The sequence below is a fragment of the Allobosea sp. LjRoot90 genome (assembly GCF_964254315.1).
Classification (GTDB): domain Bacteria; phylum Pseudomonadota; class Alphaproteobacteria; order Rhizobiales; family Beijerinckiaceae; genus Allobosea.
This window is the reverse complement of record NZ_CAXUTF020000007.1, coordinates 163,626-188,488: the sequence shown is the minus strand read 5'-3', so window position 1 is coordinate 188,488 and position 24,863 is coordinate 163,626. Positions and strand designations below refer to the sequence as shown.

Annotated in this window: 29 protein-coding genes; 7 read left to right on the top strand and 22 right to left on the bottom strand. The window is 66.7% G+C overall.

Features of this window, described 5'->3' with window-relative positions:
• Positions 1-279 precede the first annotated feature (279 nt).
• Complete coding sequence (locus tag ACSQ3M_RS23170; RefSeq protein WP_436152424.1) at positions 280-489, top strand: hypothetical protein; 210 nt, start codon at positions 280-282, stop codon at positions 487-489.
• Positions 490-898: 409 nt separating this feature from the next.
• Here ACSQ3M_RS23170 and ACSQ3M_RS23165 read toward each other — a convergent pair whose 3' ends face one another.
• A complete protein-coding gene (locus ACSQ3M_RS23165) occupies positions 899-1,354 on the bottom strand; it encodes a hypothetical protein (RefSeq protein WP_436152423.1) in 456 nt (151 codons plus the stop codon).
• 48 nt (positions 1,355-1,402) lie between these two features.
• Between ACSQ3M_RS23165 and ACSQ3M_RS23160 the strand changes: the two genes are divergently transcribed.
• Entirely contained in the window at positions 1,403-1,867 is a 465-nt protein-coding gene (locus ACSQ3M_RS23160) for a MarR family winged helix-turn-helix transcriptional regulator (protein WP_436152422.1), read from the top strand.
• 36 nt (positions 1,868-1,903) lie between these two features.
• Here the strand turns inward: ACSQ3M_RS23160 and ACSQ3M_RS23155 are convergent, their stop codons facing one another.
• From ACSQ3M_RS23155 to ACSQ3M_RS23135, 5 genes are read right to left on the bottom strand one after another with little or no spacing between them, the layout of a single operon-like run.
• Positions 1,904-2,698, bottom strand: a complete 795-nt coding sequence (locus tag ACSQ3M_RS23155) for an amino acid ABC transporter ATP-binding protein (RefSeq protein WP_436152421.1) — start codon at positions 2,696-2,698, stop codon at positions 1,904-1,906.
• A complete protein-coding gene (locus ACSQ3M_RS23150; protein ID WP_436152420.1) occupies positions 2,695-3,606 on the bottom strand; it encodes an amino acid ABC transporter permease in 912 nt (303 codons plus the stop codon). Before ACSQ3M_RS23150 ends, ACSQ3M_RS23155 begins: the two co-directional genes overlap by 4 nt.
• An 11-nt stretch (positions 3,607-3,617) precedes the next feature.
• Positions 3,618-4,508: an ABC transporter substrate-binding protein gene (locus ACSQ3M_RS23145; protein ID WP_436152554.1), complete on the bottom strand. Its 891-nt coding sequence runs from the start codon at positions 4,506-4,508 to the stop codon at positions 3,618-3,620.
• A 55-nt stretch (positions 4,509-4,563) separates the two neighbouring features.
• Positions 4,564-5,355 (bottom strand): deaminated glutathione amidase, encoded by a 792-nt coding sequence (locus tag ACSQ3M_RS23140; protein WP_436152419.1) that lies wholly within the window; start codon positions 5,353-5,355, stop codon positions 4,564-4,566.
• The gene (locus tag ACSQ3M_RS23135) at positions 5,355-6,317 is read right to left on the bottom strand and encodes a nitrate ABC transporter substrate-binding protein (protein WP_436152553.1); all 963 of its coding nucleotides are present in this window, start codon (positions 6,315-6,317) and stop codon (positions 5,355-5,357) included. The genes ACSQ3M_RS23140 and ACSQ3M_RS23135 overlap by 1 nt, the downstream gene beginning before the upstream one ends.
• 111 nt (positions 6,318-6,428) lie before the next feature.
• On the opposite strand from ACSQ3M_RS23135, the gene ACSQ3M_RS23130 reads away from it, so the two are divergent.
• Positions 6,429-7,766 carry a PLP-dependent aminotransferase family protein gene (locus ACSQ3M_RS23130; RefSeq protein ID WP_436152418.1) on the top strand — a complete coding sequence of 446 codons (1,338 nt, stop codon included), beginning with the start codon at positions 6,429-6,431 and terminating at the stop codon, positions 7,764-7,766.
• Here ACSQ3M_RS23130 and ACSQ3M_RS23125 read toward each other — a convergent pair.
• The 8 genes from ACSQ3M_RS23125 to ACSQ3M_RS23090 all read right to left on the bottom strand — a co-directional run bounded on the left by ACSQ3M_RS23125 (position 7,757) and on the right by ACSQ3M_RS23090 (position 15,796).
• Positions 7,757-8,473 (bottom strand): GntR family transcriptional regulator, encoded by a 717-nt coding sequence (locus ACSQ3M_RS23125; RefSeq protein WP_436152417.1) that lies wholly within the window; start codon positions 8,471-8,473, stop codon positions 7,757-7,759. The genes ACSQ3M_RS23130 and ACSQ3M_RS23125 overlap by 10 nt on opposite strands.
• A 68-nt stretch (positions 8,474-8,541) precedes the next feature.
• Complete coding sequence (gene cobF, locus ACSQ3M_RS23120) at positions 8,542-9,303, bottom strand: precorrin-6A synthase (deacetylating) (protein ID WP_436152416.1); 762 nt, start codon at positions 9,301-9,303, stop codon at positions 8,542-8,544.
• A 53-nt stretch (positions 9,304-9,356) separates the two neighbouring features.
• Positions 9,357-10,502, bottom strand: a complete 1,146-nt coding sequence (locus ACSQ3M_RS23115) for an amidohydrolase (RefSeq protein ID WP_436152415.1) — start codon at positions 10,500-10,502, stop codon at positions 9,357-9,359.
• A 102-nt stretch (positions 10,503-10,604) separates the two neighbouring features.
• Positions 10,605-11,627 (bottom strand): DNA topoisomerase IB, encoded by a 1,023-nt coding sequence (locus ACSQ3M_RS23110; RefSeq protein ID WP_436152414.1) that lies wholly within the window; start codon positions 11,625-11,627, stop codon positions 10,605-10,607.
• A gap of 61 nt (positions 11,628-11,688) precedes the next feature.
• Complete coding sequence (locus ACSQ3M_RS23105; protein ID WP_436095863.1) at positions 11,689-12,519, bottom strand: ABC transporter permease; 831 nt, start codon at positions 12,517-12,519, stop codon at positions 11,689-11,691.
• A 4-nt stretch (positions 12,520-12,523) separates the two neighbouring features.
• Positions 12,524-13,345 carry an ABC transporter permease gene (locus tag ACSQ3M_RS23100; RefSeq protein ID WP_436152552.1) on the bottom strand — a complete coding sequence of 274 codons (822 nt, stop codon included), beginning with the start codon at positions 13,343-13,345 and terminating at the stop codon, positions 12,524-12,526.
• Positions 13,346-13,428: 83 nt separating this feature from the next.
• Positions 13,429-14,502: an ABC transporter ATP-binding protein gene (locus tag ACSQ3M_RS23095; RefSeq protein ID WP_436152413.1), complete on the bottom strand. Its 1,074-nt coding sequence runs from the start codon at positions 14,500-14,502 to the stop codon at positions 13,429-13,431.
• A 103-nt stretch (positions 14,503-14,605) separates the two neighbouring features.
• Positions 14,606-15,796 (bottom strand): extracellular solute-binding protein, encoded by a 1,191-nt coding sequence (locus ACSQ3M_RS23090; RefSeq protein WP_436152412.1) that lies wholly within the window; start codon positions 15,794-15,796, stop codon positions 14,606-14,608.
• Between the two features lie 162 nt (positions 15,797-15,958).
• Here ACSQ3M_RS23090 and ACSQ3M_RS23085 point away from each other — a divergent pair, with 162 nt between their 5' ends.
• Genes ACSQ3M_RS23085 through ACSQ3M_RS23075 form a run of 3 tightly spaced genes read left to right on the top strand, consistent with a single transcriptional unit; the run spans position 15,959 to position 18,589 of the window.
• Positions 15,959-16,654, top strand: coding sequence for a GntR family transcriptional regulator (locus tag ACSQ3M_RS23085; RefSeq protein ID WP_436152411.1), 696 nt, complete (start codon positions 15,959-15,961; stop codon positions 16,652-16,654).
• 55 nt (positions 16,655-16,709) lie between these two features.
• Positions 16,710-17,906 carry a mannonate dehydratase gene (gene uxuA / locus ACSQ3M_RS23080; protein ID WP_436152410.1) on the top strand — a complete coding sequence of 399 codons (1,197 nt, stop codon included), beginning with the start codon at positions 16,710-16,712 and terminating at the stop codon, positions 17,904-17,906.
• A 44-nt stretch (positions 17,907-17,950) separates the two neighbouring features.
• Positions 17,951-18,589 carry a VOC family protein gene (locus ACSQ3M_RS23075; RefSeq protein WP_436152409.1) on the top strand — a complete coding sequence of 213 codons (639 nt, stop codon included), beginning with the start codon at positions 17,951-17,953 and terminating at the stop codon, positions 18,587-18,589.
• Positions 18,590-18,639: 50 nt separating this feature from the next.
• Here ACSQ3M_RS23075 and ACSQ3M_RS23070 read toward each other — a convergent pair whose 3' ends face one another.
• The 8 genes from ACSQ3M_RS23070 to ACSQ3M_RS23035 form a co-directional block, all read right to left on the bottom strand.
• A complete protein-coding gene (locus tag ACSQ3M_RS23070; RefSeq protein WP_436152408.1) occupies positions 18,640-19,032 on the bottom strand; it encodes a hypothetical protein in 393 nt (130 codons plus the stop codon).
• Between the two features lie 70 nt (positions 19,033-19,102).
• Positions 19,103-20,245 (bottom strand): alpha-D-ribose 1-methylphosphonate 5-triphosphate diphosphatase, encoded by a 1,143-nt coding sequence (locus ACSQ3M_RS23065; protein ID WP_436152407.1) that lies wholly within the window; start codon positions 20,243-20,245, stop codon positions 19,103-19,105.
• Between the two features lie 68 nt (positions 20,246-20,313).
• On the bottom strand, positions 20,314-20,862 hold the full coding sequence (locus ACSQ3M_RS23060; protein ID WP_436152406.1) for a HupE/UreJ family protein: 549 nt from the start codon (positions 20,860-20,862) through the stop codon (positions 20,314-20,316).
• A gap of 39 nt (positions 20,863-20,901) precedes the next feature.
• Entirely contained in the window at positions 20,902-21,534 is a 633-nt protein-coding gene (ureG, locus tag ACSQ3M_RS23055) for an urease accessory protein UreG (protein ID WP_436152405.1), read from the bottom strand.
• A gap of 3 nt (positions 21,535-21,537) precedes the next feature.
• On the bottom strand, positions 21,538-21,975 hold the full coding sequence (locus ACSQ3M_RS23050) for a DUF3995 domain-containing protein (RefSeq protein ID WP_436152404.1): 438 nt from the start codon (positions 21,973-21,975) through the stop codon (positions 21,538-21,540).
• Complete coding sequence (locus ACSQ3M_RS23045) at positions 21,972-22,649, bottom strand: urease accessory protein UreF (RefSeq protein ID WP_436152403.1); 678 nt, start codon at positions 22,647-22,649, stop codon at positions 21,972-21,974. The genes ACSQ3M_RS23050 and ACSQ3M_RS23045 overlap by 4 nt, the downstream gene beginning before the upstream one ends.
• Before the next feature lie 3 nt (positions 22,650-22,652).
• Complete coding sequence (locus tag ACSQ3M_RS23040; protein ID WP_436152402.1) at positions 22,653-23,336, bottom strand: urease accessory protein UreE; 684 nt, start codon at positions 23,334-23,336, stop codon at positions 22,653-22,655.
• Positions 23,337-23,360: 24 nt separating this feature from the next.
• Positions 23,361-23,669, bottom strand: a complete 309-nt coding sequence (locus ACSQ3M_RS23035; protein ID WP_436152401.1) for a putative quinol monooxygenase — start codon at positions 23,667-23,669, stop codon at positions 23,361-23,363.
• Positions 23,670-23,818: 149 nt separating this feature from the next.
• Here ACSQ3M_RS23035 and ACSQ3M_RS23030 point away from each other — a divergent pair, with 149 nt between their 5' ends.
• Positions 23,819-24,862 (top strand): amino acid ABC transporter substrate-binding protein, encoded by a 1,044-nt coding sequence (locus ACSQ3M_RS23030; RefSeq protein ID WP_436152400.1) that lies wholly within the window; start codon positions 23,819-23,821, stop codon positions 24,860-24,862.
• Position 24,863: the final 1 nt, after the last annotated feature.

Below are 24,863 nucleotides of genomic sequence, written 5' to 3'. Positions count from 1 at the left end.
GCTCTATTGTCCTTACTTTTCAATATCTTGAATCCACCGCTGCATGGTCAGCCCATATCAGCCCTTCCCACGCTACTGCAAGGCTCTTCAGGCCCAGCTTTTGTCTGCCGTACCAGACAAAGGCATGCTGCACCGGCAGGCCCAGCCTAGCACGCGAGCGCGCTGACGACACGGCCGGCCATCTGGCCGGGATCGCTCGCAAGAAAGTCCGGGCGCTCCTGCAGATCGAATTACCGCCAAAAATGGCTGCTCGATTGTGCCTTCCACAGGAGAAACGACATGCGCTTCACGTTCGTCATCATTGCTTTGGCAGTTTCCGGCTGCAGCGGCGCTGACCAGCCGACCGGAGCCGCCCGGAACCTGACCGCGGGAACCGCGCAATGCTCCAAGTTTTCCTGGGGCACCTCTCAAATGGCCGAATGCCTCGATCAGGCTGCGGCCCGCCAATCGGCGACTGTCGGCGGGACGAAGGACGGCGACAGCGGCTGATACCTTTCCGGCATCGAAGCCCACTCTCCGTCACCCGGCGACACCTTCACAAGACAGCGAGATCGCAGGGTACCCGCTCGCGGCGCTTGTGCAGTGCAGCAATTGTTCATATCTAACCCGTGCCTGAAGCAACCTCCCAACCATTCGAAAGGAGCGATCCATGCTGGAACGGCACGATTGTGAGTGCGCGCTCGAGACCGAGCACGACCACGAGGATAACCAGGAAACGCAAGAGCAGGACGCCGCAGAAGCGTTCTCAGCGCGTGACCACCAAGCGGGCTTCTGGAGCTAGAAGCTGACACGAGTGCGGAGGGCATTGGCGCCCTCCGCCGACCGCGGCACCCGCGGAACAAGCAACCTCTCACGATTTTAGCGCAAGTGAATATGAGTGGCGTGCTCGGATCGAGCGTCACCCCAGACTCAACCCGCAGGCCGCGCCAAAGGCCGTCAGCGCAGCGAAGCTGGTGAGCAGCGCCAGCGGAAACCGCATCAGACTGCGCCGCGTCCAGTCGCGGGCGGCGGCCTCGTCGACCGTCTCGGCCTTCTCGAACGCGATCGCCTTCGGGATCATGTCGAAGGCCGACCAGAGCCGCAGCGTCACATGCGCGACCAGAGCGAGCAGCAATGCCTTGCGGACCCCGTCATTAGCCCAGCCAAGATAGAGCGTGACGAGCAGGACGATCTCGAAGGCGCTATGAGCGGGTATCCAGAACCTGGCCCGGCTGATCCCGCCCTTCCCCGGCTGGATGATCTCCGGCTTGCGAGGCCAGGCTCGATCGATAAGCCCATGCTCGAAAACTCCGCCGCCCAGCGCGATATTGGCCAGAAGCGCCGTCAACGCCGTGGACAGAACGACCATGTCCATGAGATTATCTCATTTGCTAATTATCTTTGTAACTAAGATATGAGACAGATGCCGCCCTCAGGTCAAGGCCAGGCGATCGAACGCCTGACGACGGTTCTGCGGTGCATGGGCGCCGCCAGCGCCCTGCACAGCCAGGCGGTCGCCAAGCGGGTCGGCCTTGCCCCGGTCGATCTCGAATGCCTCGACATGATCCTGCTGGCCGGCCCCGTGACCGCCGGCCAGATCATGGAGCATACGAAACTGACCAGCGGCGCCGTGACCGGGCTGATCGATCGTCTCGCGAAGAAGGGCTATGTCGAGCGGGCGGCCGATCCTCAGGATCGGCGCAGGGTCATCGTTCGGATCGTGCCCGAGGCGATCAGGCCGATCCAGGAGTTCTTCGTCCCGATGGCCGAGCGCTCGGCCGCGCTGATGCGGCACTACAGCGCGGAGGAACTCGAGCTGATTGCAGGCTTCGTCGAAAAGGGCACCGCTCTCGCGCTGGAGCGCGCCAGGGAGCTGGACGAGGACTGAGCCTCTCCAGCGCAGAACCGGTGGCTTGCGCCCCCCTCAGGCCGCTTCGCGGATGAAGCGGCTGAGGAAGAGCCGCGTGCGCGGGTGACTCGGATTGGCCAGGACCTCTTCCGGCGGGCCCTGCTCGACGACGAGGCCGCCATCCATGAAGACGACACGGTCGGCCGCCTCGCGGGCGAAGCCGATCTCATGGGTGACGACGATCATGGTCAGGCCCTGGCCGGCGAGATCGCGCATCGTCGAAAGCACTTCGCCGACGAGCTCGGGATCGAGCGCCGAGGTCGGCTCGTCGAACAGCATCAGCTTCGGCCGGATCGCCAAGGCCCGGGCGATGGCGACGCGCTGCTGCTGGCCGCCGGAGAGCTGGCGCGGATAGGCATTGGCCTTCTCGGTCAGGCCAATGCGGGCGAGCAGCTCCATGGCGTAGTCGGTCGCGTCCTTGCGACTGCGGCCATGGACGCCGACAGGCGCCTCGATGATGTTCTCCAGCGCCGTCATATGCGGGAAGAGGTTGAACTGCTGGAAGACCATGCCGATCTGCCGGCGCTGCGCTGCGATGGCGCGGGCCGAGAGCTTGATCAGCCGCTCGCCGCTCAGCCGGTAGCCGATCTGCTCGCCAGCGACCATGATCGAGCCGCGATTGATCGCCTCGAGATGGTTGATGCAGCGCAGGAAGGTCGACTTGCCGGAGCCGGACGGCCCGAGCACAACGACCACCTCGCCCGGCATGACGTCGAGGTCGATGCCCTTCAGCACCTCGTTGCTGCCGAAGGATTTGTGGACGTTGCGGGCGCTGACCAGCGGCGCCGTCTCTGTCGCGATCGCGTTCATGGCGTCGGCTCCGCAATGACGGGCATGGGTTCGCTCGCGCCGCGCTCGCCGCGGGCATAGTAGCGCTCGATGAAGCCCTGGCCGATGTTCAGCACCGTGGTGATGACCAGATACCAGATCACCGCGACCATCAGCATCGGGACGACCTCGAAGGTGCGGTTGTAGACCGCCTGCACCGAATAGAGCAGATCGGCCATGGCGATGACGCTGACCAGCGAGGTCGCCTTGATCATGCTGATCAGCTGGTTGCCGGTCGGTGGCACGATCGAGCGCATCGCCTGTGGGATGATCACCCGCCACAATGCTCGGGCCCGGGTCATGCCGAAGGCGTCGCTCGCCTCGGACTGGCCCTTGTCGACCGAGAGCAGGCCGCCGCGGATGATCTCGGCCATGTAGGCGGCTTCGTTGAGCGAAAGGCCGGCGATCGCCGCCGTCATCGGCGTGATCAGGTCGTTGGTGTGCCAGCTGATCAGCGTCGGCCCGAACGGGATCGCAATCGAGATCTCGGGGAAGAGCGTCGAGAGATTGTACCAGAAGATCAGCTGGACCAGCAGCGGCGTGCCGCGGAAGAACCAGATGAACAGACCGGCGAGGCCGCTGAACAGCCGGTCGTCGGAGAGCCGGGCAATCGCCAGCAGCAGGCCGATGATGACGCCGATCACCATCGCGACGACGGTGAGGCCGAGCGTGACATAGAGCCCGCGCAAGATCGATTCCGCTGTGAACCACTGAGCCACGACCGGCCAGCCGAAATTCGGGTTCCAGGCGACGATCCAGGCGAAGTTGGCGCCGACCGCGAGCACGAAGGCCCAGGTCAGCCAGCGCCCCCATTCGAACGGGCGGTGGGCATTGGCGACGTCGCGCAACGTCGCCCGCCGGTCATGCATCGGCTCAGCCGCGCTGCTCATGACCCGTCCGCTCAGTTCTTCGAGAGGTTGATGCCGGGCTCGCCGATCATGTTGTTCTCGAGCCCCCATTTCTTGAAGATCGCCTCATAGGTGCCGTTCGCCTTGAGCGCCTTGATGGCGGAGACCAGCACTTCGCCCAGCGGCGAGCCCTTCGGCACCACCGCGCCCTGGAACAGGTCCTGGAAGCCATTGGCCTTGCCGACCGCGGCGAGCTCGAGATCGCCCTTGGCCTGCTGAACGAAATAGGTCAGTGGCGCCTGCGAGGAGAAGAAGCCGTCGGAGCGCCGCGAGCGGACCGAGAGGATCGAGGTCGGCTGGTCGGTGAAGGACATCACCTCCACCGCCGGTTTGCCCTCGGCCGTGCATTTCTCGGCCTGCGCCTTGATCACCTTCTCGGCCGAGCCGGCCGACATCACCGCGATCTTCTTGCCGCAGGTGTCGTCGAGGCTGCCGATCGCCTTCGGGTTGCCCTTCTGCACCGCGAAGATCACGAATTCGCGGACATAGTCGACGAAGTCGTTGGCCTCCTGCCGCGACTTGAAGTCGCCGATCGGGCCCATGGCGAACTGGAAGCGCCCGGCGGCGATGCCGCTCAGCGCCGCGGCCAGCCCGCTCACCGTCGCATGCTCGATCTTGACGCCAAGCAGCTGGCCGATCGCGTCGGAGAGCTCGGCACTGGCACCGGTCATGGTCTTGGCATCGGTGACGATCTCGTAGGGCGGGAAGGAGCCGTTATTGACCGATATCATCTTGCCGGCGGTGCGGATCGTCTCCGGCAATTTGGCGCGCAGGGCCTCGTCGACCTTCTGCTCGGGGATCTTGATGCTGGCGTCCTGGGCGAAGGCCGGGCCTTGCAAGAGTACCGCGGCCAGTGCAGCGGCTCCGGCGAATTTCACGATCATGTCCATGGTGACGTCCCCTTTTTTCGTTGTCGGTAAACCAGCGTGAGGCCCGCTCTTATGCGGCAAGCTCCGGGCCGGCGAAGCGGCGGTTGGCAAGGACCGGCAGCGCCGCGCGCGCCGCTGCGATGCGGGCCGGATCGATCTCGGCATAGATCAGCGCCGGAGCCTCGCCGGCACGAGCGACGGCGACGCCGAGCGGGTCGACCACCATGCTGGCGCCGATATTGCGCGGGCCGCATTCGCCGGTGGCGATGACGTAGCAGGTGTTCTCAAGCGCGCGGGCGGTGACCAGCACCTCCCAATGCGCCTCCTTGCCGAGGCCGCGCACCCAGGCGGCCGGCAGCAGCAGCACATCGGCGCCGTCGAGCGCCAGACGGCGCGCCAGCTCGGGGAAGCGGACATCGTAGCAGGTCATCAGCCCGCATTTCAGGCCGGCGATCTCGAGCAGCGGCGGCACCTCGGTGCCGGGCTCGACATTGGTCGATTCCAGTGCCGAGAAGGCGTCATAGAGGTGGAGCTTGCGATAGGCGGCGACGATTGCGCCGTCGCGGACTGCGACATGGATGTTGAAAACACGCCCCTTGCCGTTCGGGACATGGATGCAGAACAGCGTCGTCAGTGCCGAGCCCTTGCTGGCTGCCAGCGCGCCCTGCATGAACGGGCCGTCGAGCGGTTGCGCCGTCTTCAGCACGATGTCGGGATCGGTGATGTCGCGCGCCAGGATGCCCTCCGGCAGCAGCAGGAGGTCGGCGCCGGCGGAGGTCGCCTCGCCCATCAGGCGGGTGGTGGTGGCAAGATTCTCCTGCCAGTCGCGGCTGACGGCGAATTGTCCGAGCGCGGCTTTCATCAATGGGCTCCTTCCAGCGCGGGGGCGGCCGGGAACAGGGTCTCGGGCGTCAGATCAGTGTCGGCGAGGTTCTGGATGCGCAGCTGCTCGATGAACGCGGCGATCATTCCCCGGTTCGCGGCAAGCCCGCTCGCATTCCAGATCTCGGGCAGATCATGCCCGCTGCGCACCAGCTCGTCGATCAGCCATGGCGTGGTGTCGGCATAGCGGCGGCGCTTCTCCAGCCAGACGCGCTGGCTTTCGTCGAGGAGATCGCTGAGCGCCTGCGGCAGCCAGGGCTCGCGGGCGGCGAGCTCGGGCTTGATGCCGATGATGTGCATGCCGGGCACGAAGCCGACCTTGGCGAAATAATCGCGCTCGGCGGCGCGGACGTCGGGCAGCAGCGCCCGGAAGCGCGAGCCCTTCGCGAAGAAACCCTGCGGCATGAACGGCATCAGCACCGCTGCGATCTCGCCGGTGGAAAGCAGGTCGAGCAGCGGCGGCTGGCCGGGCAACGCCTCGATCCGACCGGGCCGGGCATAGCGCCCGACGCGGTCGATGATCGGGTGATCGGCAGCAAGGCGGCTGACTGCCCAGAAGGCATCCTCGATGCCGAGCCCGGCTTCGGCCATGGCGGCGCGCGTCCAGGTATTGCCGGAATCCTGCCAGCCGGCGATGCCGATGCGCTTGCCGCGCAGCTCCTCGAAGGACGTCAGCTTGCTCTCGGCCGCGGTGACGACGCAGCGATGGCGGAAGCCACGCATGATGAAGTTCGGGATGCCGACGACGCCGGTCTCGCCGCGAGCGCGGCCGGTGGTGTAGCGGCTGAACGAGATCTCGCTGGCGTCGAAACGCGGGTCGCTGGCGAAATCGTCAGGCAGTGCGGCGAGGCGCTCGATCTTCAGCTCGAAGCGGTCGGAAGTGAGATCGCCGAGCAATAGCGGCGTGATGAAATCCCAGTCGCGCAGGGCCAGCCGGATCACAGGTTTCAAGCCATCGCCTCGCTGCAGATAAACCTTGGACAGCGGCGAGATTAAATGTTCATTTCTCCTGATCAATCGATATTACGTTCCTGAACATTCATTTTTGATTCGATGACCGACGAACCCGACGCCTCCTGGCTGGCAAGCCGCCTGACGCAGCGTACCGCGCGCGGCATTGCGCTCGATCTAAGCCAGCTGATCCGCTCCGGCCTGCTGCCGGTCGGCATGCGGCTGCCGACGGTGCGCGATCTCGCCTTCCGGCTCGGGGTCAGCCCCGGCACGGTCTCCGAAGCCTGGAGCGAGCTGAAGCGGCAGAAGATCGTCTCGGGGCGCGGGCGCGGCGGCGCCTGGGTCAGCGGCGACAATGCGACGCCAAGGCCTACACGGATGGCGAGCGTCGCCGATTTCGGGCCGGATGCGCTCGATCTCTCGCTAGCGGTCCCGGATGCGGCGCTGCTGCCGCCGCTGCGGGAGGCGCTGGCGCAGGCCGCAAGCGCGGAGAACCTCAACAGCTATGAGCGCACGCCGATCCTGCCGGCGCTGCGCGAGGCCGTGGCGCCGCATTGGCCTTACCGGCCGGACGCCTTCCTCGCCACCAATGGCGGCTACAACGCGGTCTATTCGGTGCTGCACGCGACGGTGCTGCCCGGCTCTTGCGTCGCCATCGAGGATCCGACGGCGATGCGGCTGCTCGACATCATCGAGGACTTGGGCGCCGAGATCCTGCCTGTCGCCCGCGATGCCGAAGGCCCCCTGCCCGGCGAACTTGCCGCCGCGCTGGAGCGGCGACCGTCCGCTTTCATCTTCCAGCCGCGCACCCATTCGGTCACCGGCCAGCATGTCAGCGCCGCACGGCTCGCCGAGCTCGGCCAGGTGCTCGCCGGCAGCGACACGCTGGTGATCGAGGATGACGGCGTTGGCGACGTCTCGATCCACCAGCTGATCAGCCTGGGCGTGACGATGCCGGAGCGGGTCGTGCATATCCGCTCCTTCTCGAAATCGCTCGGTCCGGACCTTCGGATCGCCGTGCTGTCGGCGCCGGCCATGGTGATCCGGCAGATCCAGTCCTATCGCAGCTTCTCCTCGGGCTGGACCAGCCGGCTGCTGCAGGCCGCGACCGCCTGGCTCCTGACCGATGCCGAGACAGGCCGGCGGGTCGCGGAGGCGCGCGCCGTCTACGCCGATCGCAGGCGGGCGCTGGTTTCCTGCCTGGGTGAACGAGGGCTCGCGATGCCGAAGAGCGACGGGCTGTGCATCTGGGTCCCGGTCGAGACCGAGCAGTTTGCGCTGGTGACGCTGGCGGCGCATGGCATCGCGGTGCTGCCCGGCAGCAAATGCGCGGTCAGGCCGACCGAGCATGTCCGGGTCGCCACCGCGATCCTGGCCGAGGGCCATGAGCGCGTCGCCGACGCGCTGATCAAGGCGGCGCAACGAGGCGATCAGCGCTGACGTGGCGTCCTCGTATGGGCCGGCAGCTCCTCGTCCTCGAACAGGTCCGGATGCTCGGCGGCGATGCGCGGCAGCGCGTTCAGGATTTCGCGCAGATGAATGCGCATCGCGGTCGCGGCCGTGTCGGCATCGCCGGTCTCGATCGCGTCGACGATGGCGTTGTGCTGGGTGATCAGCAGCGGGATTGGCGAGGTGCCGGGCAGCGAGAGAAAACGCACCCTGTCGGTCTGGGCGCGGGCGCTCTCGACCACCTTGCCGGCATAGTCGCAATCGACGATCTCGGCGATGGCCTGGTGGAAGGCCTCGTCCAGCACGGTGAAGCCGGAATAATCGCTGCGGCCGGCGGCAGCGGCCTGCTCGGCGATCAGACGGCGTAAGCGCGCGACACCGTTGGGGTCGATCAGCCGGCTTGCCGCCCGCGCCAGGGCGCATTCCACTGCCTCGCGCACAAAGCGGGCATTGGCGACTTCGCGCATCGAGATCTTCATGACATAGGTGCCGCGGCTCGGCAGGATCTGCACCAGCCCGGCCTCCGAGAGCTTGATGAAGGCCTCGCGCACCGGCTGCCGGCTTACGCCGAAGCGACCGGCGATCTCCTTCTCCGACAGCGCTTCGCCAGGGCGAAGTTCGCTGGCGATGATCGCCTGGCGCAGCGCCGCGACAAGCTGCGGCGCAATCGGATCGCGAAGGCGGAGCGAGATGTCCATGAGTCAAACTCCTCGGCCAGCCGCTGTAGATCATACCGGTATGGTGGCCTAACGGCAAACGCCGCCGGTCAGCCCTCGCGCCGCCTCAGCAGATAGGTGTCCATGATCCAGCCATTCTCGGCGCGGGCCGCCTCGCGCCTGCGGACGATCTCGTCCGAGATTTCGGCCAACGGCCCGGAAGCGAGGATCTCCTGCGGCGCGCCGAGATAGGCGCCCCACCAGATCTCGAGCCCGGCCGGATCGATCATGGCGAAAGCCTGCTCGCCGTCGAGCATGACGACGGTGCTGCCGGCTTCGTCGCGGAAGCCGCTCTCGGCGAGCTTGCGGCCAGTGGTGATGGCGACGGGCTCGCCGATCCGGTTCAGCACCAGCCGATGCGCCGCCGCCAGCGCCTGGACGCTGGTGATGCCGGGGATGACGTCGTAGTCGAACGCCAATCCGCGTGCGCGCACGGCCTCGATGATGCGCAGCGTGCTGTCGTAGAGCGACGGATCGCCCCAAACGAGAAGCGCGCCAGTCTGGTCCTCGCCGAGCTCTTCAAGGAACAGGCGCTCATAGCTCTCGGCCAGCGCCGCATGCCAGTCGTCGACGCTGCCGCGATAATCGTCGCCCGCCGCAGCGCGCTTCGGCACAGAAAGCGGCACGGTGCGCCAGTCGTCACGCTCGATATAACGCCGGCAGATCTCCTCCCGTAGTTCGCGCAGGGCCGCCTTCTCGGCGCCCTTGTCCGGCACGAAGACGACATCGGCGGTGTTGAGCGCCTTGATCGCCTGGATCGTCATGTGCTCGGGATTGCCGGCGCCGATGCCGATGATCCTGATCCTGCGCATGGGCACCTCTGTTCCGTTAGAGGCGCCGCATAGCACGCAGGAGTATGCGACCGCTAACCCAGCAGATTGCGGATCGTGCGCATGAAGACGCGGGCGCCGGGCGCGATCAGCGCGTCGGGGAAGTCATAGTCGGGATTGTGCAGCGGCGGCGTGTTCTCGCCCGAGCCGAGCAGGAACATCGCCGATTTCGACGAGCGTCCAAACAGCCCGAAATCCTCGGAGCCGCGCTGCGGCGGCGTCTCGCCATGGCCGATGCCCTCCTCGTCGCAGGCACGACGCAGATGCGCCACTGCCTCGGGATCATTCTCGCAGTGATGGAAGACGTCGTGATAATCCATCGCCACGGAGAGCCCGCCGGCGGAAGCCGCATCGCGCACCAACGCCTCGGCCTCGGCGCAGAGCGAGCCCATCAGGGAATCGCTGAGCGTCCGCAGCGTCGCCCAGAGCTCGGCCCGGCCGGGCGTGATGCCGAAGGCCGGCTCGCCCATGCTGGCATGGGTGACGGTGACGAGGCGGTAATTGCCCTCGAGGGCGCCGCCCTGCCCGAGCGCGGTCAGCTCCGGCATCAGGCGGGCGAGCGCCTTCATCGGCGAGATCGCGTGCTCGGGCGTCGCGGCATGCGAGGTGTGGCCAGTCAGCACGATTTTCAGGCCGCGCGAGGCGCAATTGGCCGGGCCTTCCGAGAGCCGGATCGCGCCGAGCGGCAAACCGGGCTTGTTGTGCAGCGAGAAGGAGAAGTCGGGCGCGATCTCCTTAAACTTGGGATCGGCGATCACGGCGGCGGCGCCAGCGCCAGTCTCCTCGGCCGGCTGGAACAACAGGATGGCACGCCCGCGCTGCGGCCGCTGCCGGCCGAGCCCGCGCGACAGCGCCGCGACGGTGGTCATATGGCCGTCATGGCCGCAGAGATGGCCCTTGCCCGGCACCTGCGAAGTATGCGGCACGCCGGAGAGGTCCTCGATCGGCAGGGCATCGAGCTCGGAGCGGATCAGGACGGTCGGGCCGGGCTCAGTGCCTTCATAGATCGCGGCGACGCCATGGCCGCCGAGATCAGTGACGATGCGGTCGGGCGCGCTCGGCGTGAGGAAGCCGACGATCGCTTTTGCGGTCTCGCGTTCCTCGCCGGAAATCTCCGGCGCGCGGTGGAGAGCGTGACGGAGCTCGATCAGCTCGACCATGTCGGAATTGGTGAGAAACATGCCTGGAGCTTCCTCGGATGATTTGGTCCGAGCTTGGCCAGCACGCGGGCCGGGTTCAACCCCCGCCGCCGCCCGGCACTGGCAGGCGGCCATGCATCCCGCTCACGCCGCCAGCAACCCCAGCGCCCGCTCGATGCGCGAGCAGCCGCCGCGGCCGCGCGCCTTGCGATAGGCACGGCTGAGGCGGCCGCTGGCATAGGCGTCGACGACGATGGCGTGGACATAGCTCTTGCGCACCACGGCCGGCGTGTTGACCAGCCGTTCGGCGATGGCGCGCATGATGTCGGCGAGCTGGCGCTTGCGACCGCGCTCGCTGGCGGCGATCTCGGTCGAGAGCAGGAGCTCGGCCGCAGCGGCATTGGCGGCGAGCATACGCAGGTCCTTGCTCGATATCGGCAGGCCTGCCGCCTCTTTCAGATAGGCGTTGATGTCGGCGGCGTTGATGGCGGCGACCGAACCGTCCCCGGCGCGGTACTGGAACAGGCGCTTGCCCGGCAATGTCTTCAATCGCGTCAGTGCGCGGGCGAGCGGAGCATCATCACGCCCGCAGACGATGTCCTTGCCGCCCTTGCCGCGAAAGGCTAGCGCAACATGCCTGCCGGTGACGGAGACGTGGCGCTTGAGCAGGGTCGAAGCGCCGTGGCTGCCATTGGTGCGGGCATAGACCTCGTTGCCGACGCGGATATGGCAGCGATCGATGATGGCGGCGGCACAGGCGAGCGCCTTGCCGCGGGAGAGCGTGCGGTCCTTAAGGTCTGCGGCGATGCGCTCGCGCAGCTTCGGCAAGGTATCGATCAACCGGCCGAGGCGCTTCAACTTGCGGCGCTCGCGCACGCGCTCCCAATCGGGATGATAGCGATGCTGGCTGCGCCCGGCCTCGTCGCGGCCGATCGCCTGGAGATGAGCGCGCGGATCGCTGGCGATCAGCACATGCTCATAGGCCGGAGGGATCGCCAAAGAGCGGATGCGCGCCAGCGTCTCCTCGTTGATGATCTTGCCGCCTTCGGCGTCGCGATAGCCGAAATTGCGGCCGACGCGGACGCGGCGGATGGTGAGATCGTCGACGCTCAGGCGGCGCAGGCGGCCCTTGCTCGCCGCGGCGCTTCCCTTGCCCTTGGTGACCATTCAGCGCCTCCGCAGCTCGACCGGCTGCGGAGGAATGCGGGAGGCCGCGCGTTGTTCCGGCCTAGCGCTTCGCCCGCGCCACGATCTGCGTCGGATTGACGAAGCGCAGCGCGATGATGAGCCAGATCAGCGTCGTCACCATATAGATCACCGCCATGGCGTCGATCGACTGCACGGCGCGCACGCCGGCGGCGAAGACCGCGTAGTAGAGCGCGACCACCAGCGTCTGGCTGGTCGGGCCGGCGGTGAGGAAGGTCAGCTCGAACATCGCGATCGTGCGCACCAGCACCAGCAGCAGCGCGGCAAGGATGCCGGGCATCAGCAACGGCAGCAGGATGTAGACGAAGAGCTTGAAGGTGTTGGCGCCGAAGACGCGCGCCGCCGCCTCGATCTTGGTGTCAATCTGCTCGATGAACGGGATCATCACCAGAATGACGAAGGGCACCGTCGGCACGAGATTGGCGAGCACCACGCCCGACATCGAGCCGGCGAGCCCGGTGCGATAGAGCACCGTCGCGAGCGGGATGCCGAAGGTGATCGGCGGCACCAGCAAAGGCAGCAGGAAGAGCAACATCACCAGCTTCTTGCCGGGGAAGTCACGCCGCGCCAGCGCATAGGCGGCGGGTACGCCGATCAGCCCCGAGAGGAAGACGACGAGGAAGACGATCTGGAAGGTGACCGTCAGCACGTCGCCGAGCTGGAACTCGCTCCAGGCGGCGCCATACCAGCGCGTCGTCCAGCCGTCCGGCAGCCAGGAGCGCAGCCAGCGCGTCGAGAACGAGCTCGTCACCACCGCCGCGATCATGCCGAACAGGTTGACGATGAAGAAGCCGATCAGCGTCCAGTTGGCCGCGGCCCAGAGCTTGGTGGAAAGGCGGGTGTCCTTGACCATCGGATCAGCCCTTCCCGCCGCCGGCCGGGCCGCGATAGAGCATCCCGCGCAGGCCCAGAACCGCGACGACGATGGCGAGCTGGACCACGCCCATGATCATCGCGACGGCCGAGGCCATCGAGTAGTCGTATTCCTCGAAGGCGGCCTGGTAAGCGGCGATCGAGATGACGCGCGTCGGCCCTGCCGGCGCACCTAGCAGCACCGCCGAGGGGAAGACCGAGAAGGCCTGGACGAATGACAGGCAGAAGGTGATCGCCAGCCCGGGCAGCAGCAGCGGCAGGAGGATATGCTTGAAGCGCTCCCAAGGTCCCGCGCCAAGCGTCGCACCAGCCTGCTCCAGCGCCGGGTCGACGCCGCTGAGATAGGACAGCGTCAAGAGGAAGGTGAAGGGAAATCCGGTGATGACCAGCGAGATCATCACGCCCCAGTAATTGTGCAGCAGCTTCACCGGGCTTGAGATCAGGCCGATCGCCATCAGCGTCCGGTTGAACCAGCCTTGCGGGCCGAGATAGTTCAGCAGCCCTTCCGCAACCAGCACGGTGCCGAGCGTGATCGGAATCACCAGGATGGTGGTGAGCAGGCGCTGGTTCTTCATCAGCCGGACGCGGAAGGCGATCGGGATCGCCAGCAGCAGCGTCAGGATCGTCACCGGCATGGCGAGCCAGAGCGTGGTCGCGATCGTGCCGTAAAGGAAGGAATCCGAGAAGAAGCGCTGGTAGTTCGCCAGCGCCCCGCCCGCCTTCGGATTGAAGGACAGGAACAGCCCGTAGAAGAACGGGTAGATGAACAGCGCCAGCAGGAAGATCACCGCCGGCAGGACGAGCATGGTGAGCCCGTCGAGGCCGCGCGCGGCGAGGCGCTGCTTGAGCGGAATCTCGGCGGTGCTCGACGCCGCGCCAGATAGCGTGCTCATGCGCCCTCTCCGAAGACGAGGACGCGATCCGGAGCTGCGGCGAGGCGGATTTCGGTGCCGGGCGCGATGCGGCTATCGGCTAGGAAGGTCAGCGGCGTGTCATCCGCCATGCGGGCAAAGCCGACGAATTCGCGGCCATGGAACTCAGTCGAGACGACCTTGGCGGCGAGCCCCGGCGCGCCATCCGCGACCGGATGCAGGTCTTCGGGGCGGATCGAGATATGGGCGCCCTGCCCGGCCGCGACCTGCGACCTCGTACGTCCGGTGACGCCGACCTCGCCGCATGTGACCGTCGCCTGCCCGTCAGTGACGGAGGCGACGCGGCCGGCGACCTTGTTGCGGAAGCCCATGAACTCCGCGACATCGAGATGGTCCGGCCGCGAGAACAGGTCCTCCGGCCCGCCGACCTGACGGATCTGGCCATCACGCATCACCACGATCCGGTCGGCGAGCGAAAGCGCCTCCTCCTGGTCGTGGGTGACGTAGATCGTGGTGGCGCCGAGCGTGTTGTGGATGCGCCGGATCTCGGCGCGCATCTCGAGGCGCAGCTTGGCGTCGAGGTTCGATAGCGGCTCGTCCATCAGCACGAGCGGCGGCTGCACCGCGATGGCGCGGGCGATGGCGACGCGCTGCTGCTGGCCGCCGGAGAGCTGGCCAGGCAGCTTCGTCTCCTGGCCCTGCAGGCGGACCAGCGCGACGGCTTCCGCGACGCGGCGTTCGCTCTCCGCCTTGGCCATGCCGCGCATCTTGAGGCCGAAGCCGATGTTCTTCTTCACGGTCATATGCGGGAAGAGCGCATAGCTCTGGAAGACCATGCCGAAGCCGCGCTCCTCGGGGCGGAGCGGATCGATGCGCTTCTCGTCGAGCCAGATGCCGCCGCCGGTCGCAGGCAGGAGGCCGGCGATCAGGTTCAGCGTCGTCGACTTGCCGCAGCCGGAGGGGCCGAGCAGCGCGATGAACTCGCCCTGCTTGATCGTCAGCGAGACGTCCTTGACGGCATTATGCGTCCCGAAGTCGCGGCAGAGCCGGTCGAGCCTGAGTTCGCGGAAATTCGCGGCATGTATCGACATGAAGGACCATCGAGTTCGAACGGATTGGCGGTCAGCTGCCGGCAGGCGACAGCAAGGCGGCAGGCCGGTCAAGAACCGGCCTGCTCGTTGATTTCAGCAGAGGCTATTTGCGCTTGGCGCCGCCGACCTGCTCGTCCCAGATGCGGAAGGCGACGACCATCTTGTCGGGGTCGAGCGGCGTCTCCATCGGGTTCTCGGCGATCAGCTTGTCGTATTCCGGACGACCGTATTCCTCGATCGCCTTGCGGCTGGCCGCCGGCGCCATCGAAAGCGGCACGTCCTTCACCGCCGGACCCGGATAGAAGTAGCCCTCGTCATAGGTGTAGGCCTGCTGCTCCGGCGTCAGCATGTGACGGATCAGGTCGAGGAGCACTGCGAGCTTCTCGTCGGAGACGCCCTTGGGGATCATCATGTACTGGGCGTCGGTGACCCAGTGGAAGCCCTTCAAGGTCTGGATCTTGGCTTCCTTCGGCACGACACCCAGCACGCGCGGATTGATGTCCCAGCCCGTCGTCGAGACGATGATGTCGCGCGAGCCGTCGCCGAGCTCCTTCATCGTCGCGCCGGTGCCGCCGGGATAGTATTCGATGTTCTCGCCCAGGGCCTTGAGATAGGCCCAGGTCTTGTCCCAGCCCTTGGCCGGATCCTTGGGATCGCTGTCGCCGAGAATATAGGGCAGGCCCATAATGAAAGTCCGGCCTGGGCCGGAGTTGGCCGGGCGGGCATAGAGGAAGCGGTTCTTGTTCTGGCGCGCCCAGGCAAGCAGCTCCTCGGCCGTGGTCGGCGGCGTCTTGACCTTGTCCGGCATGTATTCGAGCAGCGGGCCCGACGGATAATAGACCATCGCCATCCCCTGGCCACGCCCGAGATTGTGCATGGCGAGCGCAGGCTTGAGGAAGACCTCCTCAGGCTTCGGCAGATCGGAGGCGAAGCGCGGCAGCAACTCGACCCAGAGCTTCTGGTCGATGCCGGCCGAGAGCACATCCAGGCCGCCGATGACGAAATCGATATCGACGCGGCCGGCGTCCTGCTGCGCCTTCAACTTGGCCGGCAGCTCGGGAGCGGGAGCCTTGGTGAAGGTCATCCGCGAGACGAGCTTGGGGTTGCCCTTGGCGTAGTTCTCCAGCGGAGCCTGTACCAGAGCGAGCGCGCCGCCGACGTCGATGATGCTGAGCGCGACGGGCGAGGTCGGCAGCTTGAGCCCCTGCGCGAATGCGCCGGGCGCGGCGGCCATACCGGCCACACCAGCGACGCCGCCGAGGAATGTCCGACGATGGATAGTGTCCTGAGCCATGATCTCCCCTCCCGGCGGCCTTGCCGCCCGTTGTTTCCCCAGCCCGTTAGCGCGCGCTCTTGCGGCACTTTTAGCACCGGCGCTTATTGAAATCGCGGCATTCGGAGTTGACGCCCCCGTATAGGCCGGTATCCTAGTATACTAGTGAACAAGAGCTTGGCAATGGGCATCGCCGCGGCGAGACAGAGCACCGACCAGATCTACCGGGCGCTGCGCGGCGACGTGCTGAACGCGGTACTGCGTCCGGGCGAGGCGATCTCGGAAGCGCGCATGGCGCTGCAATTCGGCGTCAGCCGGACGCCGGTGCGCGAATCGTTCAAGCGGCTGGTCGAGGACGGCTTCCTCGTCGTCGTGCCGCAGGTCGGCACCTTCATCGCGCCGATCGACCTCGCCGCGGTCTATGACAGCCAGTTCGTGCGCGAGACGCTGGAGTGCCGCACGGTCGTGCTGGCGGCGCAGAACATCGACGACGCCGGGAAGGCCAACCTCGCCGCGCTGATCCAGCAGCAGGAACAGGCGCTCGCGGAGGGCGACCGGCCCAGCTTCTTCCGCGGCGACGAGGAATTCCATGCCGAGCTGGCGCGTCTCTCCGGCCACCCGTCGGTCTGGAACCTGATCGAGAGCGTCAAGGCCCAGCTTGACCGCGTTCGCTGCCTGTCGCTCGACACCGGCGGCTGGTCCGAGATGATCCTGGGCGAACACCGCCAGATTGCCGAAGCTGTCAGCGCCGGCGACGAAGCCAAGGCCGAGCGGACCATGCGGGCGCATCTGCGCACCGTCTTCGACGCCATCGAGACGATCGCGCGCGACCATGTCGACGCCTTTGCCGCAAGCGGCGGGCTCAGCAAACCCACCTGACGACGGCCACGCAGCAGGCCGCCTCCTAAGAAGACTCGGACGAGGAAACGCGACGATGGAAGAGACCTGGCGCTGGTTCGGCCCGGACGATGTGGTGACGCTCGCCCAGGCCCGGCAGGCGGGCGCGCGCGGCATCGTCAACGCGCTCCATCAGATCCCCTATGGCGTGGTCTGGAGTGTCGAGGAGATCGAGACGCGCAAGGCGATCATCGAGCAGGACAAAAGCCTCGGGCTGCGCTGGTCGGTAGTCGAGAGCCTGCCCATCCACGAGGACGTCAAGATCGGCGAAGGCGACCTCGAGAGCATCCTCGCCAATTACCGCCAGTCGCTGCGCAACCTCGCAGCCTGCGGCATCGAGGTGGTCTGCTACAACTTCATGCCGGTGCTGGACTGGACCCGGACCGACCTCGCCCAGCCTTTGCCCGGCGGCGGCACGGCGCTGCGCTTCAACCTGCATGAATACGTCGTCGTCGACCATTTCATGCTGCAACGGCCGGGCGCCGACGAAGGTCATTCCGCCGAGGTGATGGACAAGGCCAGGGCCTGGTTCGAACGCTCATCGGAGGCCGACCGGGCCAAGCTGATGGCCAATATCATGGCCGGCCTGCCCGGCGCCTATGATCGCTACGACGTGGCGGGCCTGAAGCGCATCCTCGCGCGCTATGCCGAAATGAGCCATGACGGGCTGCGCGCCAATCTCAAGCGCTTCCTCGAGGCGGTGATCCCGACCGCGGAAGAGGTCGGCATCCGTATGTGCATCCATCCGGACGACCCGCCGCGGTCGCTCTTCGGCCTGCCGCGCATCTGCTCGAACGAAGACGACATCGCCTTCATCCTCGGCGCGGTCGACAGCCCCTCGAACGGGCTTACCCTCTGCTCCGGCTCGCTCGGCGCCAATCCGAAGAACGACGTGCCGGGGATCGCGCGGCGCTTTGCCGACAAGATCTGGTTCGCGCATCTGCGCAATGTCGCCAAGGATCCGGACGGCTCGTTCATGGAGGCCGAGCACCTCGGCGGCGACACCGACATGGTCGCGCTCGTCGATGCGCTGATGGCCGAGCAGACACGGCGCAAGGCCGCGGGCTGGAAGCACTGGCGCATCCCGATGCGCCCCGACCACGGCCATGAATTGCTCGACGACGCCAGCAAGGGCTCGTTCCCGGGCTATCCGGCGGTCGGGCGCCTGCGCGGGCTGGCGGAACTGCGCGGCGTGATGACGGCGCTTTCGAGCGTCAAGGGGTATGCGAGCTGAGGCGAGCTATCCTGGCGATCGTTCAGAACCGGCGCGCGGCAACGATGCTCAAGCTCGACCACCTGACGGTCATCGCTCCCACACTGCCCGAGGGCGTCGCGCATGCGCGGGCCTGCCTCGACCTCGATGTGCCGTTCGGGCAGCGCCATCCTTATATGGGTACGCACAACCATCTGCTTCAGCTCGGCGACACGACCTATCTGGAGATCGTCGCCCTCGATCCGCAGGGCGATGGGCCAGGCCGCCCGCGCTGGTTCGGTTTGGACAATCAGCGGCAGGTTCGGGCGGATTGGGATGCCGGCCGGCGCCTGCGCGGCTGGGTGGCCAGGACCGACACGATCGATACCGTCATTGCCGGTCGCGGAAGCATTTTCGGGAAGAAGGTCGCCCTGCCCTGGGCCGAGCCGTTATTTGATTTCGCCATCCCCGAAGACTGCTCGCTTCCGCTTGATGGCGCCGCGCCGTCTATCATCGATCGGCGCGGCAAGCGCCGCTCGATGGCGACGATAGCGGATCTGGGCGTCCGGCTCCGCTCGTTCGCTCTCGAACATCCGGACGCGACCGCCATCACGAAGCTTTACCAGGAGCTCGACATCGATCGCCCGCCTATGATCGTTCAAGGCAGCGAGCTGCGCTATCGCGCGCAGATCGAAACGCCGGCGGGCGCGAGAGAATTGTCCTGAAGGGATAGCGGAATTCGCGAGAGTTCGGACCCCTGCCAGCCTCTAGCGGCTTACCGCAGCACGTATCCCGCCTCGGTCAGCGGCGCGTATTCGTAGCGGCAGTTCCATTCGTAGAGGCCGCCCTCACCGATGCTCATCCGGTTCATCAGCAGGGCCTCGCGCAGCGCCGCCCCGCCGGGGCGGCTGACGCGGATGACGTGAAACCAGAGGCGGTGATAATTGACCTCGACCAGCTCGCGGATGAAGCGGTTGTGCGAACTGCGCCCGAGATCGCGGCCATAGGTGCGGATGCGCTGGTAGAGCGTTACCGGCGCCTTGCCGATATATTTCGGATAGAAGGTTTCGCGCTGGATATAGCCGATCTCGTAGACGCCAGGGACCTGCAGATAGGTCTCGTATTCCTTGTACTCGGATAGCTTCATCGAGTCGGACCAGCGCGCCATCGTCCTCTCCCCTTACCCGCAGGCTGAAATTCTAGGTTGCAGCGACGTGGCCGGCAACCGGCGAGGTAGATCAGCCCAGAATGCGCTGATCCGCCAGATGCACCAGCCTGCCCCCGGCGATCGTCGCGACGACGCGCGGCTGTGGCTCCGGCGCGATCAGCACGAGATCGGCGCGCTTGCCGGGCGCGATGACACCGCGATCGGAGAGCCCTAGTGCCTCCGCCGGACCCTGCGAGACCAGCCGCCAGGCGGTGGCAAAATCCGCGGCGCCCTTGCGCGTCAGGATGAAGGGCGCGAGCGGCAAGGCGGGGTAGTAGTAGTCCGAGGCCAGGATGGTGCAGAGCCCCTCACGCACCATCGCCTCGGCGGCCGGGCAATCGAGATGCGAGCCGCCGCGCACCACGTTCGGCGCGCCGAAGACGATCGCCTCGCCATGGGCGGCGGCCTCGCGTGTCGTCGCCTCGTTAACCGGGAATTCGGCGACAGTGACGCCGAGGCCGCGATACCAGCGCCGCATCTCAGGCGTCATGTCGTCATGCGACATCACGGGGACACCCGCAGCGCGCGCCGCTGCGGCGAGCCGCTCGACCGAGCCCGGCACCTCGTCCTTGCGCGCCCAGACATTCTCGGCCAGCGCCATGAAGTCCTCATGCGTCAGCCCGGTGCGCTCGACCATCTTGGCGATTTTGCCCGGTCGGCTGCTCGATTTCAGGATGCCGCCGGTGTGGTCGTTGAAGGCGAGCACGCCGACGCGCCCAGCGCCGAGCCAGTCGATGATCTCGGCCTCGGCGTCGAGATTGAAGGTCTCATGGCGCAGATGGAAGCGCGTGTCGGCGCCGAGCTCGGGTTTCAGCACCGCGATCCGCTCGACCAGTTGGCGGGCGTTGTCGGCGCCGCGCAGACCGGGTTCCCAGGACCAGGTGACGCCGTGGAAGGCCGTGGTGATGCCGCTCGCCAGGATGGCGCGGTCGGCGTCGCGCAAAGCGAGGTCGATGTCGAAGGAGACGCCCGGCCGCGGCATGATATGGCGCTCGAAGGCGTCGCCATGACAGTCGACGATGCCGGGCAGAACATAGAGGCCGGTGGCATCGAGGCGCAACGCGCCAACCGGAGCGCTACCATCGAGACCAAGGATGCTCTCCCCTTCCGTGACAAGATCGGCACGGATGAGCGCTTCGGTCAGCACCTCGCCGCCGGTGATATGCAGACTCATGCCCCGCCTCCGTCACTGAAAGGACGGCGCGCTTGGCTGTCTCTTATGACAGGGCGATGACGCCTGCCTCAGCTAGCGAGGAGCGCGACGCCGGCCAGCAAGAGCCCACCACCAGCGACGCGGGCGAAAAGCGGCGCGCGGGTGGCGAGAGCGCCGGCCAGCAGGATGCCGACGAGGTGGAGCGCGGCCGTGGCGATGACGAAACCGGCAGCATAAGCGACACCGCTGGCATTCTCCGGCAGTTCGGCGCCATGGGCGAAGCCGTGGAAGATCGCGAGGATGCCGCAGGCGAGTGTGCCTGCAGCGAGCGGCGGCGAGGCCTTCAGCGCGACCGCGGCTCCAAGGATGATCACCGAGAAAGCGATGCCCGTCTCGACGCCCGGCAGCGCGCCGCCGGACATGCCCCAGGCGCCGGCCAGCGCCATCGTGCCGACGAAGGCCGCCGGATAGGCGATGCGCGCCTTGCCGCCGACGAGCCCGGCCCAGAGGCCGACCGCGACCATGGCCAGCACATGGTCGAGCCCGGTCAGCGGATGCATCAGGCCGTGGACGAAGCCATCGACCGGCCCGGCGCCGGTATGGGCGAAGGCCGGAGCCGAAACGAGGGTCAGCAGCATGGCAAGAGATCCGGTCGCGCGCATCGTCAGGTCCTATCTTCAGCTCTGGGCCAGCGCTTTCAACCCGCCGGCGGTCTCGATGAAGTCGACGACCAGGTCAACGCCCTCCCCCGCCCGCGTATTGGTGAAGGCATAGGGGCGCTTGCCACGCATGGTCTTCGAATCCCGATCCATCACAGCAAGATCCGCGCCGACATGCGGAGCGAGATCGGTCTTGTTGATGACGAGCAGGTCGGAACGGGTAATGCCGGGGCCGCCCTTACGCGGGATCTTCTCGCCGGCGGCGACGTCGATCACGTAGATCGTCAGGTCTGCGAGTTCTGGCGAGAAGGTCGCGGCGAGATTGTCGCCGCCGGATTCGATCAGGATCAGGTCGAGCGAGGGGAACTTGCCGCGCATCTCCGCGACGGCGGCGAGGTTGATCGAGCAGTCCTCGCGGATCGCGGTATGCGGGCAGCCGCCAGTCTCGACGCCCATGATCCGCTCCTCCGGCAGCGCACCGGAGACGGTCAGGATGCGGGCATCCTCCTTGGTGTAGATGTCGTTGGTGATGGCGCAGATCTCGTAACGATCGCGCATGCGCTTGCAGAGCGCCTCCATCAGCGCGGTCTTGCCGGAGCCGACCGGGCCGCCGATGCCGACGCGCAAGGGGCCGTGTGGAGAGCGGGTCATCGATCAGGGTCCTTGCAGGAGCAGCACCGCATAGCCCGCGGCGATCAGCAGGCAGAGCGGCGAGTAATAGCGGCGATCATAGCTGGCGAAAGGCTCGCGCGGATGCAGTCGCCGCCAGGCCGGCAGGAAGCCGGCCACGCCGCGAAGCAAGAACACCGCCATGATCGCGAAGCCGCCAAGCTGGAGCAGAGGTCGCAAGGCGGCGGTGCCGGACGTCCCGATCAGAAGCAGCGGCCAGATCGCCGTCACGGCAATCGCCAGCGCGACCAGCAGGCACAAGCCGGGCGACGGCATGCGCCTGGCCTGCGCATTGCCGATGACGGTGTCGATCAGCTCTTCCTCTGACGCTGCCGGCCAGAGACCACCTCGCCCCCAATAAGCGTGCAGGCCGGCGATGGCGGCCAGGAGGAGCGCCAAAACGATGGCGATGACGGGGATCATGAGCGGAACAGCCGCGAATATTGCGTCTCGTGCCGCAAGCTCGCGAGGTCGGAGCGGAAGACGCAGCCACCGAGATCGTCGAGCGCCATGGTCTCCGCCCGGACCGCCGCCTCGCGCAAGACCGGCGTCAGCCGGGCGATGACTCTCTGGCCATCGGTCTGGCCGACCATGCCGAGCCGGACGGCGGCCGAGACGAGGTTCGCGACGAAGGCGAGCGCGAAGGCCTCGAGCGATGGCTGCAGCGGCAGGCCGTGGCCGCTGGCAGCAACCGCGACGGCGACCGGATAGGCGACATCGCCCGGCCAGGCGGCGCGCAGCGCGTCGATGGATGCGCAAGGCCAGGAGGCGGCGATCGCGGAGACGAAGGCATTGCCCTGGGTCACCGTCTCGAGCCGACGCTCGGCCGAGTTCGCCAGAGCGAGCGCCAGTTCAGCGATCTCCCGCAACGCCTTGGCGTCACCCTCGCCGCTGGCGCGCCAGGAAGCCGCGAAGAGGATGAGGTCGTTGCGCAGTGCGCCGTGCTCGACCAGCGCATCGAGCCAGTCCGCGAGCCCTTCGGCGTCAGTGAGGTCGCCGACCTCGAAGGCCCATTCCAGCCCGTGCGAATAGGCGAAGCCGCCGACCGGGAAAGCTGGCGAGAGCCAAATCATCAGGGGCAGGAGCGCGCCCTGCATGGCTCAGTGGTCGTGCTTATGGCCCTTGTGGCCATGCTCATGGCCGTGATGGCCATGGTCATGCTTGTGGCCGTGGTCGTCGTGGTGATCGTGGCCGCAGCCGCAGGACGCACCATGGGCGTGCTCGGGCGTGTGATGATGCTCTTGGCCATGATCATGGCTGTGGCCGGCATGGGAATGACCATGGTCGTGGCCATGCTCATGGCCGTGATCATGATGGGCGTGACCGTGATCATGGCCGCAATCGGCGTGATCATGGTCGTAGGCGCCGCGTTCCGGCTGGAACGGCCGCTCGATCTCGCTCATCGTGCAGCCCTGGCCGCGGACCATCTCGGCCAGCACATGGTCGTGCTCGATATAGATCGCGTCGCTGGTGATCTCGGCCGGGGTGTGGCGGTTGCCGATATGCCAGGCGACGCGCATCAGCCGCAGCGGGTTCTCGGCGGTGATCTCGATCAGCTTCTGCGCCGCCGCCTTGATCAGGACGAGCGAGCCGTCCTCGAGCTTGACCGCGTCGCCATCGCCTAGCGCGGTCGGCTTGTCGAGGTCGAGCAGGATGTCGCTCCCGCCATCGCCTTTCAGCGCGACGCGGCGGCGGTTGCGGTCCTCATGGTCGAGGGTCAGGGTCTCGACAACCCGGTCCTGCTTGACCGCGGCCTTGCGGACGACGGAGATGGCGCGCTGCATGACGAAAACCCGTAGCGTGATGGATCAGAGGCGATCGACCGATCGCGGTTCCACCACTTCGATCACCGGAGCGGCGCTGACGCAAGTCCCGACGATGGCGAGGAACGACTGGAGGTGCGGCTCCCGCATATGCCGGTCGATATCGACACGCGCCTCCCAGCTCTCGAAGCTGACGAACTGGCCGGGCTCGGTCGCGCTTTCATAGATGTCGTAGCCGAGGCAGCCCTGCTCGCGACGCGTTGCCGCAATGCAGTCGCGCGCCGCCGCGAGGAAACGGTCGCGTTCCCCCGGATTGACCTTGGCGCGGGCGATGACGAGGACGGGATCGGACATGCCAGGCGGGTCTCCACAGTTGCAGGCCCATCCAATACGCAGGGGATGCGCCTTCGGATGTACCGCTCAATCGATTAGCCGCATAAATATCTCTGGCCCGCCGTTCGGTGAGCCTGTTAGATCGGCCGGTCAATAAACGAGGGGATCTCATGCTCAGAATTTCAGCACGCCGCGCACGCAATTTCGGCAGCGCCCTGGCCGGGCTTTGCTTAGCGGCGGCGCTACCACTGGCCGCCCAGGCTCAGACGACGCTGGAGCGGATCAAGCAGCGCGGCCAGTTGATCTGCGGGACGAGCCAGGGCGTCGCCGGCTTCTCGCTGCCCGATGCGCAGGGGCAATGGCGCGGTTTCGACACCGATCTCTGCCGGGCACTGGCCGCGGCGATCTTCAACGACCAGGAGAAGGCGAAGTACATCTCGCTGGCCTCGAAGGACCGGCTGACGGTGCTGCAGAGCAGCGAGATCGACGTGCTCTCGCGCACCACGACCTGGACGCTCGGCCGCGACGCGGGCTTCGGCCTCAACTTCACCGCGATCAACTATTTCGACGGCCAGGGCTTCCTCGTCCGCAAGAGCACCGGCGTGAAGGATGTCAAGGCGCTCAACGGCGCCTCGATCTGCGTGGCGCAAGGCACCACGACGGAGCTCAACCTCGCCGACTATTTCCGCAATCACGGCATGAAATACGAAGTGATCGCCTATGCCGGCCTCGACGAGACCATCCAGGCCTATGAGGCCGGGCGCTGCGACGCCTACACCACCGACCTGTCGCAGCTCGCGGCCAACCGGATGAAGCTCAAGGCCCCGGCCGAGCACGACCTGCTGCCCGAGATGATCTCGAAGGAGCCGCTCGGCCCCTGGGTTCGCCAGGGCGACGATGCCTGGTTCGATATCGTGCGCTGGACGGTCTACGCCATGCTGAACGCCGAAGAGTTCGGCATCACCCAGGCCAATGTCGAGGAGATGGTGAAGTCGAGCAATCCCGAGATCAAACGCCTGCTCGGAGCTGAGGGCAAGTTCGGCGAGAGCCTCGGCCTGAGCAATGACTGGGTGGTCCGCATCGTCAAGGCGGTCGGCAATTACGGCGAGAGCTTCGACCGGCATCTCGGCGCCAAGTCGCCGCTCAATCTGCCGCGCGGCATGAACCGGCTGTGGACGCAGGGCGGCCTGCAATACGCGCCGCCGGTGCGGTGAT

Coding starts and splice junctions, on each gene's coding strand:
- ACSQ3M_RS23170 (WP_436152424.1), top strand. CDS start 280: ATGCGCTTCACGTTCGTCATCATTGCTTTGGCAGTTTCCGGCTGCAGC.
- ACSQ3M_RS23165 (WP_436152423.1), bottom strand. CDS start 1,354: ATGGACATGGTCGTTCTGTCCACGGCGTTGACGGCGCTTCTGGCCAAT.
- ACSQ3M_RS23160 (WP_436152422.1), top strand. CDS start 1,403: ATGCCGCCCTCAGGTCAAGGCCAGGCGATCGAACGCCTGACGACGGTT.
- ACSQ3M_RS23155 (WP_436152421.1), bottom strand. CDS start 2,698: ATGAACGCGATCGCGACAGAGACGGCGCCGCTGGTCAGCGCCCGCAAC.
- ACSQ3M_RS23150 (WP_436152420.1), bottom strand. CDS start 3,606: ATGAGCAGCGCGGCTGAGCCGATGCATGACCGGCGGGCGACGTTGCGC.
- ACSQ3M_RS23145 (WP_436152554.1), bottom strand. CDS start 4,508: ATGATCGTGAAATTCGCCGGAGCCGCTGCACTGGCCGCGGTACTCTTG.
- ACSQ3M_RS23140 (WP_436152419.1), bottom strand. CDS start 5,355: ATGAAAGCCGCGCTCGGACAATTCGCCGTCAGCCGCGACTGGCAGGAG.
- ACSQ3M_RS23130 (WP_436152418.1), top strand. CDS start 6,429: ATGACCGACGAACCCGACGCCTCCTGGCTGGCAAGCCGCCTGACGCAG.
- ACSQ3M_RS23125 (WP_436152417.1), bottom strand. CDS start 8,473: ATGGACATCTCGCTCCGCCTTCGCGATCCGATTGCGCCGCAGCTTGTC.
- cobF (WP_436152416.1), bottom strand. CDS start 9,303: ATGCGCAGGATCAGGATCATCGGCATCGGCGCCGGCAATCCCGAGCAC.
- ACSQ3M_RS23115 (WP_436152415.1), bottom strand. CDS start 10,502: ATGTTTCTCACCAATTCCGACATGGTCGAGCTGATCGAGCTCCGTCAC.
- ACSQ3M_RS23110 (WP_436152414.1), bottom strand. CDS start 11,627: ATGGTCACCAAGGGCAAGGGAAGCGCCGCGGCGAGCAAGGGCCGCCTG.
- ACSQ3M_RS23105 (WP_436095863.1), bottom strand. CDS start 12,519: ATGGTCAAGGACACCCGCCTTTCCACCAAGCTCTGGGCCGCGGCCAAC.
- ACSQ3M_RS23100 (WP_436152552.1), bottom strand. CDS start 13,345: ATGCTCGTCCTGCCGGCGGTGATCTTCCTGCTGGCGCTGTTCATCTAC.
- ACSQ3M_RS23095 (WP_436152413.1), bottom strand. CDS start 14,502: ATGTCGATACATGCCGCGAATTTCCGCGAACTCAGGCTCGACCGGCTC.
- ACSQ3M_RS23090 (WP_436152412.1), bottom strand. CDS start 15,796: ATGGCTCAGGACACTATCCATCGTCGGACATTCCTCGGCGGCGTCGCT.
- ACSQ3M_RS23085 (WP_436152411.1), top strand. CDS start 15,959: ATGGGCATCGCCGCGGCGAGACAGAGCACCGACCAGATCTACCGGGCG.
- uxuA (WP_436152410.1), top strand. CDS start 16,710: ATGGAAGAGACCTGGCGCTGGTTCGGCCCGGACGATGTGGTGACGCTC.
- ACSQ3M_RS23075 (WP_436152409.1), top strand. CDS start 17,951: ATGCTCAAGCTCGACCACCTGACGGTCATCGCTCCCACACTGCCCGAG.
- ACSQ3M_RS23070 (WP_436152408.1), bottom strand. CDS start 19,032: ATGGCGCGCTGGTCCGACTCGATGAAGCTATCCGAGTACAAGGAATAC.
- ACSQ3M_RS23065 (WP_436152407.1), bottom strand. CDS start 20,245: ATGAGTCTGCATATCACCGGCGGCGAGGTGCTGACCGAAGCGCTCATC.
- ACSQ3M_RS23060 (WP_436152406.1), bottom strand. CDS start 20,862: ATGCTGCTGACCCTCGTTTCGGCTCCGGCCTTCGCCCATACCGGCGCC.
- ureG (WP_436152405.1), bottom strand. CDS start 21,534: ATGACCCGCTCTCCACACGGCCCCTTGCGCGTCGGCATCGGCGGCCCG.
- ACSQ3M_RS23050 (WP_436152404.1), bottom strand. CDS start 21,975: ATGATCCCCGTCATCGCCATCGTTTTGGCGCTCCTCCTGGCCGCCATC.
- ACSQ3M_RS23045 (WP_436152403.1), bottom strand. CDS start 22,649: ATGCAGGGCGCGCTCCTGCCCCTGATGATTTGGCTCTCGCCAGCTTTC.
- ACSQ3M_RS23040 (WP_436152402.1), bottom strand. CDS start 23,336: ATGCAGCGCGCCATCTCCGTCGTCCGCAAGGCCGCGGTCAAGCAGGAC.
- ACSQ3M_RS23035 (WP_436152401.1), bottom strand. CDS start 23,669: ATGTCCGATCCCGTCCTCGTCATCGCCCGCGCCAAGGTCAATCCGGGG.
- ACSQ3M_RS23030 (WP_436152400.1), top strand. CDS start 23,819: ATGCTCAGAATTTCAGCACGCCGCGCACGCAATTTCGGCAGCGCCCTG.